The organism is Paenibacillus sp. V4I7 (genome assembly GCF_030817275.1).
Classification (GTDB): domain Bacteria; phylum Bacillota; class Bacilli; order Paenibacillales; family NBRC-103111; genus Paenibacillus_E.
Genome location: NZ_JAUSZD010000002.1, coordinates 4,787,028 through 4,802,975 on the forward strand (window position 1 = coordinate 4,787,028; position 15,948 = coordinate 4,802,975).

The following is a 15,948-nucleotide window of genomic DNA, read 5'->3' on the forward strand; positions in this document are numbered from 1 at the left end:
TCTAGGCCTCCGCCTTCTTGTTTGTGTATAGTACCGAAGTAACCGCACGATTCCATCCGGCGATATGCTGATCACGTATGTTTTCCTGCATCTTTGATTCATAAATAGAATAAACTTGGCCTGGGTTCTTATGCTCATCAAGCGATAACCAAAACCCAACCCCTAGCCCTCCCAAATAAACAGAACCCATCGCAGAAAGCTCGGCAACCTCCGATTTAATGACCCTACGTTCCAGCACATCTGCTTGAAACTGCATAAGCGTGGTATTATCGGAAGCGCCTCCATCTGCGCGCAGTTCTTTCAACCGGATGCCGGATTCAGATTGCATCAACTTTACCGCATCATTTACTTGGTAGGCAATGCTCTCTAGCGCTGCACGAATAATGTGCGACCTTCCACTTCCACGGCTCATCCCCATAATCGCCGCCCTGGCATAGGGATCCCAGTAAGGAGCACCTAATCCAACGAAAGCCGGAACGACATATACACCTTCGTTATTCGGAGCTTGAGCAATCAATTCCTCCATCTCCTCAAAACTGCTAAAGAGACCCAATTGGTCGCGAACCCATTTGATCGTATCGCCGGAGGTACGGATGATAGCTTCAAGTGCATAGGTGATCTTGCCGCTCATCCCCCAAGCAATTGTAGTCACCAAGCCATTTCCAAGCTGATCATGTTTCTCGCCAATGTTCATGAGTACGGAGGTACCGGTTCCGTAAGTTGCTTTGGCCATACCGATATCAAAACATTGATTGCCAAATAATGCGGCTTGAGAGTCACCTATGATGCCAGAGATAGGAATCTTTGCTGAGAATAGCTCAGGATCCTTTGTATAGCCGAATATCTCATCTGACGATTTAACCTCCGGCAGTATGGCCGACGGAACCTGGAACCATTCACATAATTCAACATCCCATTCCAGCGTATGAATATTGAATAATGAAGTTCGGCTAGCATTCGTAAAATCAGTGGCATGAACACTGTCCCCTGTGAGCTTCCACAGGAGCCAGCTGTCTATAGTACCGGCAAGAAGCTTCCCTTGTTCGAGTTTCTCCCTAGCACCTTCTGCATGCTCCAATATCCATCCCCACTTGGTGGCAGAGAAGTAAGGGTCGAGGACAAGACCTGTCTTGGCTCGAACGATTTCTTCCATGTTGGCAGCCTTAAGCTCCGCACATCGATCCGCTGTCCGCTGACACTGCCAAACGATAGCGGGATAGACAGGCAAACCTGATGTTCGATCCCAAACCACGGCCGTTTCTCGCTGATTGGTGATGGTAAGACCGGCTAATTGATCGGCGTCAATACCGGCCAACTCCATGGCAAGATGAGCTGTTCTTTTCACATTGTTATAAATTTCAAGAGGGTCGTGCTCCACCCAGCCAGGTTGCGGATAACTCTGCTTATGTTCGGCCGTACTTCGAGCGATGATACTTCCGGAACGATCTACGATCAAGGCCTTTGTACCCGATGTGCTTTGGTCTATGGCTAGGATATAGGTTTCAATCATGAGCTACCCTCCTACTTGCCAAGCATCTCAAGCGCTACACGCTTAAGATTATCTGTGTGGATCCCGTAATGCTTGAATACTTCCGAGCTTTTGCCCGCGATGGCCGGCTCATCCGGAATGCCGATAATACGCATCGGAACAAGTTGATGCTGGACGACTACCTCTGCGACTGCGGCGCCGAGTCCGCCGAAGATACTGTGCTCCTCAACCGTAATGATATGCCCAGTTTCCCTGGCAGCCCGAATAATTGCTTCTTCGTCTAACGGTTTAATCGTGTGCATATTAATGACACGGCAGGATACGCCAACCTCTTGGAGAGCTTTCTGCGTATCGAGGGCTACCCGAACGGTTTCCCCAGTAGCAATGATCGTAAGATCCGTTCCATCACGTAACGTCACCGCTTTGCCAATGATGAATTCATAGTCATCGGACTCATAGACATCCTCTACAGCGTTTCTTCCAATACGAACGTAAACGCCGCCTTGGTGCTTAACTAAAGCTTCTGTCATTCTCTTCGTTTCATGACGATCGGCAGGCAATACGACCGCAAGTCCCGGAATTGCTCGCGCTACAGCTATATCCTGAACAGAATGGTGTGACATACCGAGGGCGCCATAGCTGACTCCTCCGCTTATGCCTACAAGCTTCACGTTGGTTCCAGAGTAGGCCACATCCACTTTGATCTGCTCAATGCTGCGCATACTAAGGAAACAAGCCGGCGAAGTGACAAAAGGCTTCTTCCCGCTATGGGCTAGACCAGCCGATATGCCGACAATATTTTGCTCGGCAATTCCGACCTCAACGAATTGATTAGGAAACGCATTGGCGAAAGGCGCCATAGCCGCGGAACCTCGGGAATCGCTGGTGAGAACCATAATATCCGGATCGGTTTCAGCCAATTTCAATAGTGTCTCGCAAATAACCTGACGGTTAGGGATCGTATTCATGTTTAGCGCACCCTCCCTTCTTGTTGTAATAGCTCAAGCGCGGCAGAAAGTTCTGCCAATGCTTGCGAAAGCTGCGTATCGTTCGGCACGTGATGGTGCCATGCAGGATTATTTTCGGCAAAGGAAACGCCTTTGCCTTTCACCGTATTGGCCATGACCAAGGTAGGTTTCCCAGGTACGGTTGGTACCGCCCCAAAAGCCTCAACCAGAGATTCCATATCGTTTCCGTCAATGGAAACAACGTTCCAACCGAATGCCGCCCATTTCTCCTCAAGAGGCTCAAGCCCCATGACTTCTTCCGTGCTGCCGCTGATTTGCAGTCGATTTCGGTCAATAATACCTACGAGATTGTCAAGTTTGAAATGAGGACCCGCCATAGCGGCTTCCCAGACAGAGCCTTCCGCCTGCTCGCCATCACCCATGAGACAGAATACCCGATAGCTCTTACCATCTCGTTTAGCCGCAAGTGCCATTCCTACCGAAATAGCAAGCCCATGCCCAAGAGCACCCGTGTTCATTTCAATCCCAGGCACCTTATTGTTAGGATGGCCGATTAAACGTGTACCGAACTGACTGAAGGTCTCTAATTCTTCTTTCGGGAAAAATCCTAGGTCTGCGAGGATGCACCACAGTGATTCCACAGAGTGGCCCTTGCTAGCGATGAAACGGTCCCGCTCGGCCCATTTCGAATTCTGTTGATCAATTTTCATAATTTTATAATATAAGGCCGTCAAAATATCCGTATTGCTGAGGGAACCGCCGGTATGACCTGTCTTGGCTCCGTGTATCATCTTTAGCAGATCCATTCGGATCTGGATGGCTTTTGCTTTCAGTTCTATATGGTTCATAATATCCTCCTTAGAGTTTTCCGTAGGAAAACTAGCTTCGTAAGCATACGCTTGGTTTATAGATCTGAGCCGCGCAGCCACGCCTGGATTTCTTGTACAGTCGGATCAACTGGATCCGGGGAAAGACCTGGTATATATTGGCATGCTTCATATAGTGCGGGAATTACGTTAGCATGAATACCAACAGCATGATGAACGTAAGGACCTTTCACCAACTTCTCTTCCCATAACGGCCAGTCATTTACTTCCACCCAAACATAGGAACCGCGTGTATAAGGACCTTTGATACCTTTTGCGCGCCCTAAAAATAATTGATATTCCCCATGGTCGCCGTCAAAGCGGGCCAGCGTTATTCCGCCGCCTTTGATTTCCCCTTCGTGTGTGCCTGGAGCATGATCATCGAACAAGAAGTGCTTGCGCAGTTTCGGCTTATCCTCAACCGAGAGAGAGACAGGGAAATTGCCGCAGTGAAAGAGCAGTTCTCCGTTCGGATTCTCAGGATGACGGACCGTCAAGTCGGCGAAGAACGTCGGAGCTTGATTCATCGAAGCAGCCTGCACCATGATAGAGGTAATCGCTCCGTGAATATCGGTTTCGCAGGTTACCGGAATCTGCTCATCCGTTAGAATCGCATTGGCCAAACAAGGCATGATTCCCATCGCATCTTGAAGAGAAGACCAACACTGGATGGCAATAGCTGTACTGCCGGTTTTGGTTGCGTATTGTTTCATGGCTACCTTCAGGGCTGCGATACGTTTCACGTCATCCTCGGTAACTTCGCTATAATCAAGCTTTTCTTTTATGTAGGCAATAGCTTCATTCAACTCAGCGCTGCTTCCCTTTTCAATCTGTTTCGATGTCCGCTGAATATCGATCAGCGTAATGGGATGAATCTCGATGCCGAACCGCTCCAGCAGCTCCCCTTCGTTGCACATCATCGTTAAGAAAGAAGCCGGCCGAGGTCCAATCTGCAAAATACGCAAATTACGCATTTGACGAACTACGTTCGCAGCGGCAATGAAATTGGTAAATCCACGTTCAAATACCGGATCATTCACCCGACTGTTAGTCACATAAGTAAAAGGCACATTAAAACGGCGCAGCACTTTACCTGTTGCGAATAGCCCACATTGGGTATCCCGCAAACGCATACCATCCTCAAGAGGTGATTCATCACGAGGTCCCCATAATAACACGGGCTTTCCAAGCGCTTTTCCAACCCGGGCTACGGTGTCCTCGGTACCAAAGTTACAATGCGGAAAAAAGACGGCGTCCACCTTTTCCTCTTTGAAGCGTTCAATAATAGCGTCCGCATTGATATGATCGTCATAAAGCAGCCCCTCGGAATTCAATCCCTCCAAGTCCACGATGTCGATATCCAAACCGAAGCTCTCGATTTTCTCACGGATTTGAACCTTGTACTTGAAAGCATCTTCAGCGCTAAATACAAAACGACGGGTAGGTGCGTAACCCAGTTTAAATTTCTTCATGTCAGATCTCTCCTCTAAAATCAAATGATAAATGGATAAATAAACAACTAAACATAGTAAGGAAGAACTTAATAAATAAACTAAACAACAATTAAATTTTAGTATATTTCGATCTAAACTTTTTACTTAACCGTCTTTATAAAATCATCCTAACACCCTGTATTTCAGGTGTCAACGACTTATTTTAGCTATTTTAAATAAAATTTAGTTGTAAATTAACTAAACTTAAATAAACTAATTAGATTCAACTTGTATATGTTTATCAATCGTTGTAAACTAAACTTACTTAACGAATGAGTTAACATGAAAAGAGGAATCCGATTAATGAAGATGGAAGATATTGCAAAATTAGCAGGCGTTTCAAAATCTGCCGTATCCTTTGCTTTCAGTGGAAAGCCTGGAATCAGTCCAGAAACACGTGAACGCATCCTGCAAATCGCACAGGAAAGCGGATACTTCCCTAGAGCAAAATCCCCATCCATTGACCATACAGCTAAATCACTTACCTTTTTAGTCATTTCAAACTCTGGAATCGTACTAGAGCAGTTTTATCAACAACCATTCTTTAGGGAACTTATCCAATTCATTGAGGAACGATGCCGTACGAAAGGCTATTCCTTACTTTTTTCCTCCATCGATATGGAGTTTTTGGAGAGGGACATTCGGGTTGTTGCAGAGGAAAAGAAAAGCAATGGCATCGTCCTTTTAGGAACGAACCTAAATAGGGAGCAAATCGCAGATATTGCCAATAAACTTCAATCGCATCTCGTTGTTTTGGACACCTGCTTTGATACCCTGCCGATTCATTTTGTAGAAATCAACAATTTTATGGGCGCTTATCAGGCTGGCACTCATCTCTGTGAGATAGGGCATACCGATATTGGCTATATTGAATCGAATGTAAGAATTCATAATTTCGAGGAGAGAAAGCGCGGCTTTACCTCAGCCATTCAAGAACATGGCAGGGAGATTCTGAATACCCACAGATTTTCCGTAGCGCCTACCATTCTATCCTCCCAAGATTCGCTCAAAGCTCAGTTGACCGCATTCCTGAAAGAAGGACATCGTTTGCCGACCGCTCTATTTTGCGAATGCGATTATATCGCTATCAGCGCAATGAAGACCCTTCAAGAACTCGGATACCGAATACCAGATGACGTGTCTGTTATCGGTTTTGACAATATCTCAGAAGCCGTCATTGTTTCGCCAGAATTAACGACTGTCCATGTGGAAAAGCAGAGAATGGCTTATCTCGCTGTGGATCTGCTTATTGAATCGATTGAGTTAGAGCAAAGTGCTGGCACTAAGATCAAGGTCGATACGCATTTCATCGAGAGACTATCCTCGCGAGCGAATCATGCATCGATAGACTAGGCCAAAAAGGGTGCGATAGCGTCTTATTTTCGTGGAATGACCCATATGCGGAGTATTCGGCATCAAATAAGAGCCTCTAGAGACTCTTATTACACACCATTAGCTACTTTTTCTTGAAATAGAAGCTTCTAGGGGCTCTTATTTTCGTGGAATGTTCCGTATGCGGAGTGTTCGGCATCAAATAAGAGTCTCTGGAGACTCTTATTTCCCAACATTAGCCACTTTTTCTCGAAATAGAAGCTTCTAGGGGCTCTTATTTTCGTGGAATGACCCGTATGGAGTACTCGGCATCAAATAAGAGCCTCTAGAGACTCTTATTACCCACCATTAGCTACTTTTTCTCGAGTTTGCTTCCTATGTTTGATTGGAATGTCAAATTTTTTGGAGCTCACCTACAGCAAGTGAAAAACAATTGGGAAATGCCCATAGAGTCTCATATTGGCTTTGAAGTTAACTTAATTCTAGAGGAATATCAGGAAACGATCATGGAAAAGAATCGTTATCAGAAAAAGCTGCCTTTCATTAGGCAGCTTTTTCGATTACACGAATCGTCAAGATTGTTCCAGTATTGGCTGGGGTCATGACAGGGTATTTGAACGACTCCATTGCTTTTGACAGACAGATCAGCAATTAGATTTCTCTACCATACTACCATACAAGTATGGTAGTATGGTAGTAATAGTAATGATACGAAGGAGTTGCTCAATGAACTATACAATCAAACCACCGATTCATTCCGCGCGTGAAGCTGTTTACCACACACTTAAGGGGCAAATTTTAAGTAACGAGCTACTTCCTGGTACAAGTATTTCGGAGAAAGAAATGTCGATTCAGTTTGGTGTTAGCCGAACGCCAGTAAGAGAAAGTTTTGTTCGACTATCTCAGGAAGGATTGTTGGATATCTACCCGCAACGCGGAACGGTTGTCTCGCTCATCGACTTAGAGCTTGTGGAAGAAGCACGATTCATGCGCGAACAGCTAGAATGCGCTGTCATTCGATTGGCTTGTCTCAGCTTTCCTTCTGAAGAATTGGATGCTCTTCAAACCAACCTTATTTTGCAAAGAAAATGTGTCGCCGAGCAGGATTATAAAAAAATGTTTGAATATGATGAAGCCTTCCATAGAACTCTCTTTAAAGGCTGTAGCAAACTCAATACATGGGCGGTTATTCAACAAATCAATGTACACCTAAACAGGACCCGAATGCTAAGGCTTGCTGCTGACCATCATTGGGATGATCTTTTTACTCAGCATCAACAAATGGTGGAAGCCATTCAAGAAAGCAACGTAGTATGGGCAGAAAAAGTAATGAGTGAGCACATGCATTTGACCATTTTAGATCAAGCATTGCTCAAGCAAAAGTTCCCCACATACTTCAAATAACGAGAGGAGACAACGGGTATGAAAATGGTATTCCGATGGTTTGGCGAAGGTAATGACACCGTCAGTCTTGATCAAATTAAGCAAATCCCCGGCGTAGAGGGCATCGTCTGGGCACTGCATGACATCCCGGTGGGTGAAGAATGGCCGATGGATAAAATCATGGTGGTAAAAGAAAAAGCCGATCATGCAGGTCTCCATTTGAAAGTCGTGGAGAGTGTAAACATTCATGAGGATATTAAACTAGGACTTCCTACTCGAGATACATATATCGAAAATTATAAGAAAACAATCGTTAAACTTGCAGCTGTTGGCGTCAAAGTGATTTGCTATAACTTCATGCCTGTATTTGATTGGGTACGAACAGATTTACATAAAGTCCTTGAAGACGGGTCTACAGCCTTATTTTATGAACAAAGTAAAATAGCCAATCTAAATTTAGACGAGCAAGTTCAACGAATAAATGCAAACCCGAATTTTACAATGCCTGGTTGGGAGCCAGAACGCCTGGGTCGCTTAACCGAGTTGTTTGATGCCTATCGCGATGTGACCGAAGAAGAATTGTTCAATAACGCCAAATATTTTCTTGATGCTATTATTCCAGTTGCTGCCGAACACGATATTCAAATGGCCATTCATCCGGATGACCCACCATGGCCGATATTCGGACTCCCGCGAATCATGACTAACCAGACAAACATTCGACGCTTCTTAAACCTGCACGCTAGTCCGTATAACGGCCTCACACTTTGCAGCGGATCTCTTGGAGCTAACCTTTCCAATAATATAGTTGCGATGGTGCATGAATTTGCTGATCGCATTCCATTTGTACATTTGCGTAATGTCCGTGTTTACGAAAATGGGGATTTCATCGAAACCTCACACCGTACGCTGGACGGAACAGTTGATATGTCTGGAATCGTTCAAGCACTGCATCAAAATAATTTTGATGGTTTTTGCAGACCAGATCACGGCAGACATATATGGAACGAACAATGTCGTCCAGGCTATGGCCTATACGACCGCGCTCTTGGCATTATGTATCTCTGGGGACTTTGGGATGCATATTCCAAAGATTCACTAACTGAAAAGGCGGTAGGTAACTAATGAGTACATTAACTAACCATCCTTCACTGAAAGATAAAGTAATCGTCATTACAGGCGGGGCAGGTGTGTTATGTCGTTCCATGGCATTAGAATTTGCTCGTCAAGGCTCTCGAGTAGCCATTTTGAATCGTACTCTTGAAAAAGGCCAAGAGGTTGTGGCCGAAATCCATTCAATTGGCGGTAATGCCATTGCTATTGCTTGTGATGTCACAGACGTAGACAGCATGCATCATGCAGCTGGAGTCGTCCTTCAGCAACTCGGATCCTGTGATATCTTAATAAACGGAGCCGGCGGTAACCATCCAAGTGCAAATACAACAAATGAGATTTTTAATTCGGAAGATCTAAACAATCCGAACTTAACAACATTTTTCGATTTAAGCGTCACTGGCTTTCGTAATGTGCTTGATCTGAACTTCGTTGGCAGCTTGATTCCAACACAAATATTTGTAAAGCAGATGCTCGGCAAGCAAGGCACAAGCGTTATCAATATTTCATCCATGAGCGCACCTTCACCTATGACCAAGGTGCCTGCTTACAGTGCTGCCAAAGCAGCCATTAACAACTTCACTCAATGGCTTGCTGTACATTTAGCTGAGAGTGGAATTCGTGTCAATGCAATTGCTCCAGGATTTTTCCTGACACAGCAAAATGAGAAGCTTTTACTTAAAGAAGATGGGTCTCTTACAGATCGATCGCATAAAATTATTACTCACACGCCCATGCGGCGTTTCGGCAAACCGGAAGATCTCCTTGGTACTCTACTTTGGCTAACCGATGAAAATATGTCTGGCTTCGTAACAGGCACAACCATTCCCGTTGATGGCGGATTTATGGCATATTCAGGCGTTTAATGAAAAATGGACCTCCATCTCCTTCTAGGAATTGGGGGTCCTTGCCTGTAAACTAATATGATATAAAGGATGTGAGCCTGATGTCTTATATTCAATCTATTGGTTTGAACGAAATCATGCTGTATTTTGCATATCAACGAAAAAGTACAGGAAAAGAACAATTTCAAGGAACTTTCCATGCCCATCAAGGCATTGAAATTCTGATCGTCCATGAAGGGAATGGAACCCTTATCGTTGATCAGAAAAGTTACGAAGTTAAGCCCGGTATGTTGTGTGTTTTCCAACCTTATCAACTGCACCATATCCAGATGGAACTAAGTCCAGGAGCACCCTTTGTTCGTTCTATCGTTCAGTTCGAGCCTTATCTTTACGAAGCCTATTTCGAAAAATGGCCAAGTTTATTGGCTTTTTTTAGGCATATTCATTCAAGCAAGCTACCCTACCCTTGCTTATATAACCTTTGTGAGAAAGAACAATTTCACCTTCTTTTTCAAATGTTGGATCATAAACAATCCACTTTAAGTAAGAACGATTTCTCCGAAGAATACTCTTTGTTTTTGGTTGCTTTTTTTCACGAATTCAAGCATATCTGGGAACAAAAATCAGGCCAAATTAATACAAGTTCAGCAAGAAAGCCCCACCAAGCAGAGCGAATTCTCGCATGGCTGGAGGGGCATTACACCGAACCTTTACGTTTGGAGAAAATTGCGAATGAGCTTCACCTTTCTCCACACCATTTATCCCATTTATTTAAAGAGTGCACCGGCTCCAGCATTTCTGATTACGTGATTGCAAGACGCATGCAGGAGGGTGTTAAGCTGTTAATCTCGACAGAGCAATCTGTTGCTCATATCGGTGAAACCATTGGTATGCCCAATTGCTCACATTTTTGCAAGACTTTTAAAACATTAATTGGGGTCACGCCGCATCAATACCGCAAACAATGGCAGCGTCAGTTTGACATCACTGTTTCTCCGAAGCAGTGATCGATATCGCATCACGCTGTGCAATCAAACACAGTTCTGCTGCTTTGAAGGCATGCTCTTGCGTCATAGCTTCCTCTGTACGATTAAGGCAATCTAAGATCAACTGACCGAAGTACGGGAAGCCAACTTTTCCATTCACAGCAAAATGCTGCTCGCCATCCTGATTTACAAGATAAACATGATCACTCGTCTGATCACGGGCAATATCCACATATTTACGAAGTTCAATATATCCTTCGCTCCCCAGTATCGTCATACGGCCATCTCCCCATGTGCTTAAACCATCCGGCGTCATCCAGTCCACACGGAAGTAGCCGGTGGCTCCATTATCTCCGATCAAAGTCGCATCGCCAAAGTCTTCAAAGTTCGGGTACTGCGGATAGTTATAGTTGGCGATTTTACTATGCACAACCTTCGCATCTTTTGCACCCGTAAACTGAAGGAACTGTTCAATTTGATGACTTCCGATGTCACACAGAATGCCGCCAAACTTCTCCTTCTCAAAGAACCAGTCCGGTCTGCTCTTCGCATTAATCCGGTGCGGTCCCAAACCAATGACTTGCAGAACGCGACCAATTGCACCTTGTTTAATTAGCTGCTCCGCATAAACTGAGCTTTCCACATGCAAGCGTTCGCTGTAGTATACAGCATATTTACGACCTGTCTCGATGACCTTTGCACGAGCCTCTTCCAACTGCACAAGTGTTGTAAACGGCGCTTTGTCTGTGAAGTAATCTTTGCCACTATCCATAACTTGCAGACCCAAAGGTCCCCGATCAGAAGGAATTGCCGCTGCCGCCACTAGCATGACTTCTTCGTCACGCAAAATTTCTTCAGGCGAGTTAGCCACCCTAACTTCAGGATAAGTGCTGACGAATTTATTCACTTTCGCAGGATCGGGATCATACACCCACTTTAATTGCCCTCCTGCTTCTAGCAAACCATTACACATGCCATAAATGTGACCGTGGTCCAATGCCACAGCCGCAAAAATAAATTCTCCAGGCTGACATACTCTATTGAAATTTCCTTTAGGTGCGTAATTCATACCATCACTCTTCTGCATCGTTGAACGACTCCTTTTCTACTATTTATAGTTGCTGCCAGTCGTAATCGTCTGTGAAACGAAATTTTCGATGGATGTCTTCTTTTCATAGAAATGGGTCGCATTCGCTTGCACTCCTTCTCTTGTGTAAAATGCATCTTCATTCGTCAGTGGGAGTTTCACGAGTTCCCCAGTACTTGCTGATTTATATATAGCAGTAATAAGCTCTAGCGTTTGACGTCCGCTGATGCCGTCAATAAGTACAGGAACGCCTGTTTCAATAGAGGTTAATACATCATCGATTTGCCCAATATGTCCTTCATGTACAACTTCCTGAAGTTCATCATAGAAAGCTATCAACTGAGCTTCTAGCTCATGATTCGGCTCAGGGAAGCCATTGGCTGTTGAATTTGATGCCGTCACCTTCCATGGAGTAGAAACTCGCGCTCTCGCACCCTGGAATATCAGTTGCTGCTCCTCTCCATGATGAACTACTGAACTAGTTACTTGCCCCAAAGAACCGTTCGCAAAGCGCAACATGGCGATGGACAGATCTTCGACCTCCGCATTATCATGGGAAACGTTGCTCATGAAAGCTTGGACTTCCGTTGGACTACCCATCATCCAAAGCAGCGCATCGATATGATGAACAGCGTGATTCAGTGTTGGACCGCCGCCTTCTTTCTCCCATGTACCACGCCACCAGAGATCATAATAGCAATGCCCACGCCACCAGAAGGAGTCAACTTGTACGTGACCAATTTTCCCCATTAGTCCGCTTTCCAGAACAGATTTCATTTTCATCATCGGGGTTTTGAAACGATTCTGCGCCACCACCGATAAAATCTTGCCAGTCCGCTTGGCAACGTCGTTCATCAGGTCGCACTCTTCAAGTGAAGAAGCCATCGGTTTCTCAACCATAACATGAGAGCCCGCCTCAAGAAACTCAGTTGCAAGGGTTGCATGCGTATATGGGGGTGTGCAGATGGAAACGAGATCTATATCCTCCTGCAGCAGTTCTTTATAATCCTTAACCGCCCTGGCAGCTAACTGAAATTGGTCAATGCGCTCCTGCGCTTTATCCACATAAATATCACTAATCGCAACAATCTGGCATCGTTCCGGAAATTGTAAATACCCTTCAATGTGCGCTCTTGAAATCGCTCCTGCTCCAATAATCGCTACCTTCAACATTCTCTTCACTCTCCACCCTCTTAGTTGGTTCAAGTATATCAAGAACGCGCTTTCATATGTGCCGTTACTTTGTTCAAAAATACCACTACTTTGCGGGTGTAAAAATGACATCACTATTCTAGGAGAATCCATCTACAGCTCAATGCAAACGACTTCTCCACTATAATAAGTGGAGAAGTCGATATTTCGCGAGCGCCTCCGTGTACGATCAAAAACCCTTTAGTTCCATCATCCAGGAGGACGCTCTACTACAAAACAAGAAATAGAGGCTTTTCCCTTATAAAATGAACGGGAAAGCCGGGAAACTGTTCCCGCAGTCGTTCCGCCAATTCCTTCATGCCCGGCTCTTCGCTTTCCGCGTGGCCCAATGCGATGAATGCCTTGTTCTTGCCTTGACGAACAGCGTCGCGAATATATTCCGGCGTTTCCCATTCCGGCCCTTCTCCGGCGATAACCAGGTCGAGATTGTAATCTTTCAGCAATGGGAGTGCCAAGGCTGCCCCCCCTCTGTAGCCTGCCAATAGTCCAATGCGGGTGCAAGACATCTCTAGTTCCCCCACAACACGCACGAATGGTATTTGAAGCTTTTCCTTCAAGTATTGCACCGTTCGTTCAAGGGTCATGCAAGGAATTTGCACAACCGTTGCGGCGGGCAAATGCTCTTCAACGTAAGGCGCCCAGCCCAATGCGTTTATTAACCCCATCATAATGCCGTCCGTTTTGTAACGGTGAATATGATCGTGATACCGATAAATGGCAATTCCGGTACGATCAAGCCATTCGCGCTTTTCGTTGATAACCGGGTCATCCTGCGCCCCCTTCATATCCTCCTGGTGGCGGTAAAACGTCCCTTCGTGTGAAATGATCAAGTTGGCTCCTAAAGCCGCAGCCTGCTCGATCACAGCCTGCGTGGCCAAAAAAACAACGACAATTCCCGTTACTACCGTTTGGGCCGATCCGACTATCAATGAATCTACAGTAGGCTCGTTTACTGGAGCCTGCTCTAACAATCGATCAATAACCTGTCCAATCGTAATCGTCATCCAAACCATCCCTTATATAAAGTGATTAGCAAAATAAAGACGGGACTGTAGATAGACACCGGTGACCACGTCATCTCGTTTGTCCCGTCTTCCATATTTTAATTTATGATGCGGCCGTACTCATCAGGAATGCCCGATTTGCGGAAGAAGTATGTATTGATCTGGTCGCGCCACTCCTTCGAATGTGCCGCTTGCTCTCGCAGTCTGCTCCTCACATCTTCGAAGCGCTCTGCATCTATTTTCCCCTCTATCGAACCCCAGATCTGGGCCAATTCCTCCGCCTGAAGAACACCGTCGAAGTGGGTATCGTAGATGTGCTGGATGACCGTCTTACCCGTCTTCAGTTTGTGCGTATACGGCACATAATGGAAGAAGAGAAGCAGTTCATCCGGACATAGCTCCTTCGACTCGTACGATTCCGAAAGCGGCGCAAAGTATTGGGATGTGTACCCTGTTCCCGACTTGATGGTTCGATCTACGCCGATGCCGTGGCAGTCGGCAAAATGGTATGTCCCCCATCTCGAATATTCGTAACCGTCTACGTTCGGACCATAATGGTGACTCGGATTAACCATCCATCCTACGCCAAGAGGAGCTGTGTAATTTTCATAGATTCTCCACGAATCGAGAAGCATCTTCGACACACAGCGTACTACATCAGGGTCAGAACCGAATGTCATGTAGATCCATTCTTGCGTGATTTGCTCAGCTGATAGCTGCGGATTCCAAGCAAGCCTTCCAAAGCCATATAAATTGGCTTGTGCAAGCGTGTGTCCGGTCCAATTCGGGTTGTCTCCGATATTCGATACCGCCGCAATGCCTCCGAGCCGTCTCCCGAACAACTGGCCGCTTGCCGCTTTCGTAACTGTACTTCCGCTCCCATGGGCAAACGTATCGAAATCGAGAACCTCTTTCCACTGGGGGATCAGGTAGCACAGATGTCTCTGCTGGCCCGTGTACTCTTGCGTAATCTGCAGCTCCAGCACCTGATTCGTTGCGGACATCGCTCCGAGAAGCGGAGAAACCGGCTCACGGACCTGAAAATCCATGGGTCCGTTCTTAATCTGCAGAACGACATTATCGCGAAATTTACCATCAAGTGGTGTAAAATGATCGAACGCCGCTCTCGCCCGGTCGGTCTTGCGATCGCGCCAATCCTGTTGACAATTGTATACGAAACAGCGCCAAATGACGATCCCGCCGAAGGGCTGAAGCACTTCTGCCAGCATATTCGCACCATCGGCATGGTCACGCCCATAGGTGAACGGCCCGGGTCGCCCCTCGGAATCTGCCTTTACCAGGAAGCCGCCAAAGTCCGGGATATCCCGGTAAATCTCCTCAGCTTTCTCCTTCCACCACTGCCTGACGCTTTCGTCAAGCGGGTCTGCGCTGGTCAGGCCTCCAAGCTCTAACGGACTGGCGTAGTTGACGCTTAGGAACGTTGAGATTCCATAGCGCCGGAATACGCCGGCGACCCGGGCGACATCCGGTAGCAGCTTATCCGTAATCAGCAAGGATTCTACGGCGTGTACGTTCACGTTGTTGATCGAAATGGCGTTGATCCCCACCGATGCAAGCAAGCGAGCATAATCACGGATTCGGGACATGTCTCGAACAATCTCGTTATTTCGGTAGAATATGGAATTCCCCGCATATCCGCGTTCAATCGAACCGTCCATATTATCCCATTGGTTTAGCATCCGCAATCCGTTCGCGGGCGTTTCCGTTATCGCAAGATCAGCCAAACTCTCGCCGCATTGCATCAGCCGCAGAAGATGAAAAACCGCGTACAAGGCTCCTTTGGCCGAATGGCCGGCAACCACAAGCCTTGATTGTCCATCAATGGATACGTTTCTGATCACGTAACCGTCTTCGGATTCATCCTGCCAACCTAGCTCTGCATCAATATCCTGTAACTGCCCGCGAATGCCGATCAGGATGCAGGCACTCCCATTGGAAGCCGTTGAACGGAGGGGCCTCACTCCAAGCATGGCATCGAGACCATCCATTAACTCCGCGACCGCAGTTTGAAGCACCTCTGATAAAGGACCGTGCACGGCGATCTCCCGTGCCCATTCCCGATATTCCTCTACCCTCTTATCATCGTTTATCGGCGCATTGCGTAACCAGCAGGCATATGCGTTCGTGATGTGACTCATCGTGATACCTC

General features: G+C 46.2%; 13 protein-coding genes. 5 read left to right on the plus strand and 8 right to left on the minus strand.

Features of this window, described 5'->3' with window-relative positions:
• Nucleotide 1: 1 nt before the first annotated feature.
• The 4 genes from glpK to QFZ80_RS22820 are packed head-to-tail and all read right to left on the minus strand — an operon-like array spanning nucleotide 2 to nucleotide 4,795.
• Nucleotides 2-1,510 carry a glycerol kinase GlpK gene (gene glpK, locus QFZ80_RS22805; RefSeq protein WP_307561195.1) on the minus strand — a complete coding sequence of 503 codons (1,509 nt, stop codon included), beginning with the start codon at nucleotides 1,508-1,510 and terminating at the stop codon, nucleotides 2-4.
• An 11-nt stretch (nucleotides 1,511-1,521) separates the two neighbouring features.
• Nucleotides 1,522-2,457, minus strand: a complete 936-nt coding sequence (locus tag QFZ80_RS22810; protein ID WP_307553870.1) for a transketolase family protein — start codon at nucleotides 2,455-2,457, stop codon at nucleotides 1,522-1,524.
• 2 nt (nucleotides 2,458-2,459) lie between these two features.
• The gene (locus QFZ80_RS22815; protein WP_307553868.1) at nucleotides 2,460-3,305 is read right to left on the minus strand and encodes a transketolase; all 846 of its coding nucleotides are present in this window, start codon (nucleotides 3,303-3,305) and stop codon (nucleotides 2,460-2,462) included.
• A 56-nt stretch (nucleotides 3,306-3,361) separates the two neighbouring features.
• A complete protein-coding gene (locus QFZ80_RS22820; RefSeq protein ID WP_307561198.1) occupies nucleotides 3,362-4,795 on the minus strand; it encodes an L-fucose/L-arabinose isomerase family protein in 1,434 nt (477 codons plus the stop codon).
• A gap of 324 nt (nucleotides 4,796-5,119) precedes the next feature.
• On the opposite strand from QFZ80_RS22820, the gene QFZ80_RS22825 reads away from it, so the two are divergent.
• The 5 genes from QFZ80_RS22825 to QFZ80_RS22845 all read left to right on the plus strand — a co-directional run bounded on the left by QFZ80_RS22825 (nucleotide 5,120) and on the right by QFZ80_RS22845 (nucleotide 10,496).
• Nucleotides 5,120-6,169: a LacI family DNA-binding transcriptional regulator gene (locus QFZ80_RS22825; protein ID WP_307561199.1), complete on the plus strand. Its 1,050-nt coding sequence runs from the start codon at nucleotides 5,120-5,122 to the stop codon at nucleotides 6,167-6,169.
• A 705-nt stretch (nucleotides 6,170-6,874) separates the two neighbouring features.
• Nucleotides 6,875-7,552, plus strand: coding sequence for a GntR family transcriptional regulator (locus QFZ80_RS22830; RefSeq protein WP_307553863.1), 678 nt, complete (start codon nucleotides 6,875-6,877; stop codon nucleotides 7,550-7,552).
• An 18-nt stretch (nucleotides 7,553-7,570) separates the two neighbouring features.
• The gene (gene uxuA, locus QFZ80_RS22835) at nucleotides 7,571-8,656 is read left to right on the plus strand and encodes a mannonate dehydratase (protein ID WP_307553861.1); all 1,086 of its coding nucleotides are present in this window, start codon (nucleotides 7,571-7,573) and stop codon (nucleotides 8,654-8,656) included.
• Nucleotides 8,656-9,510, plus strand: coding sequence for an SDR family oxidoreductase (locus QFZ80_RS22840; protein ID WP_307553858.1), 855 nt, complete (start codon nucleotides 8,656-8,658; stop codon nucleotides 9,508-9,510). The genes uxuA and QFZ80_RS22840 overlap by 1 nt, the downstream gene beginning before the upstream one ends.
• An 80-nt stretch (nucleotides 9,511-9,590) precedes the next feature.
• Nucleotides 9,591-10,496, plus strand: a complete 906-nt coding sequence (locus QFZ80_RS22845; RefSeq protein WP_307561201.1) for an AraC family transcriptional regulator — start codon at nucleotides 9,591-9,593, stop codon at nucleotides 10,494-10,496.
• On the opposite strand, the gene QFZ80_RS22850 is transcribed toward QFZ80_RS22845, so the two are convergent.
• The 4 genes from QFZ80_RS22850 to QFZ80_RS22865 all read right to left on the minus strand — a co-directional run bounded on the left by QFZ80_RS22850 (nucleotide 10,474) and on the right by QFZ80_RS22865 (nucleotide 15,937).
• Nucleotides 10,474-11,562 (minus strand): Gfo/Idh/MocA family protein, encoded by a 1,089-nt coding sequence (locus tag QFZ80_RS22850; protein ID WP_307561203.1) that lies wholly within the window; start codon nucleotides 11,560-11,562, stop codon nucleotides 10,474-10,476. The two genes, QFZ80_RS22845 and QFZ80_RS22850, sit on opposite strands and share 23 nt — an antisense overlap.
• Nucleotides 11,563-11,583: 21 nt before the next feature.
• Nucleotides 11,584-12,735, minus strand: coding sequence for a Gfo/Idh/MocA family protein (locus QFZ80_RS22855; RefSeq protein WP_307564201.1), 1,152 nt, complete (start codon nucleotides 12,733-12,735; stop codon nucleotides 11,584-11,586).
• A gap of 248 nt (nucleotides 12,736-12,983) precedes the next feature.
• Nucleotides 12,984-13,778 carry a Nif3-like dinuclear metal center hexameric protein gene (locus QFZ80_RS22860; RefSeq protein ID WP_307561205.1) on the minus strand — a complete coding sequence of 265 codons (795 nt, stop codon included), beginning with the start codon at nucleotides 13,776-13,778 and terminating at the stop codon, nucleotides 12,984-12,986.
• 98 nt (nucleotides 13,779-13,876) lie between these two features.
• Nucleotides 13,877-15,937: an alpha-glucuronidase family glycosyl hydrolase gene (locus QFZ80_RS22865; RefSeq protein ID WP_307561207.1), complete on the minus strand. Its 2,061-nt coding sequence runs from the start codon at nucleotides 15,935-15,937 to the stop codon at nucleotides 13,877-13,879.
• Nucleotides 15,938-15,948: the final 11 nt, after the last annotated feature.

Bases quoted from the DNA above. Each gene is read 5' to 3' on its own strand.
- glpK (WP_307561195.1), bottom strand. From the start codon at position 1,510: ATGATTGAAACCTATATCCTAGCCATAGACCAAAGCACATCGGGTACA.
- QFZ80_RS22810 (WP_307553870.1), bottom strand. From the start codon at position 2,457: ATGAATACGATCCCTAACCGTCAGGTTATTTGCGAGACACTATTGAAA.
- QFZ80_RS22815 (WP_307553868.1), bottom strand. From the start codon at position 3,305: ATGAACCATATAGAACTGAAAGCAAAAGCCATCCAGATCCGAATGGAT.
- QFZ80_RS22820 (WP_307561198.1), bottom strand. From the start codon at position 4,795: ATGAAGAAATTTAAACTGGGTTACGCACCTACCCGTCGTTTTGTATTT.
- QFZ80_RS22825 (WP_307561199.1), top strand. From the start codon at position 5,120: ATGAAGATGGAAGATATTGCAAAATTAGCAGGCGTTTCAAAATCTGCC.
- QFZ80_RS22830 (WP_307553863.1), top strand. From the start codon at position 6,875: ATGAACTATACAATCAAACCACCGATTCATTCCGCGCGTGAAGCTGTT.
- uxuA (WP_307553861.1), top strand. From the start codon at position 7,571: ATGAAAATGGTATTCCGATGGTTTGGCGAAGGTAATGACACCGTCAGT.
- QFZ80_RS22840 (WP_307553858.1), top strand. From the start codon at position 8,656: ATGAGTACATTAACTAACCATCCTTCACTGAAAGATAAAGTAATCGTC.
- QFZ80_RS22845 (WP_307561201.1), top strand. From the start codon at position 9,591: ATGTCTTATATTCAATCTATTGGTTTGAACGAAATCATGCTGTATTTT.
- QFZ80_RS22850 (WP_307561203.1), bottom strand. From the start codon at position 11,562: ATGCAGAAGAGTGATGGTATGAATTACGCACCTAAAGGAAATTTCAAT.
- QFZ80_RS22855 (WP_307564201.1), bottom strand. From the start codon at position 12,735: ATGTTGAAGGTAGCGATTATTGGAGCAGGAGCGATTTCAAGAGCGCAC.
- QFZ80_RS22860 (WP_307561205.1), bottom strand. From the start codon at position 13,778: ATGACGATTACGATTGGACAGGTTATTGATCGATTGTTAGAGCAGGCT.
- QFZ80_RS22865 (WP_307561207.1), bottom strand. From the start codon at position 15,937: ATGAGTCACATCACGAACGCATATGCCTGCTGGTTACGCAATGCGCCG.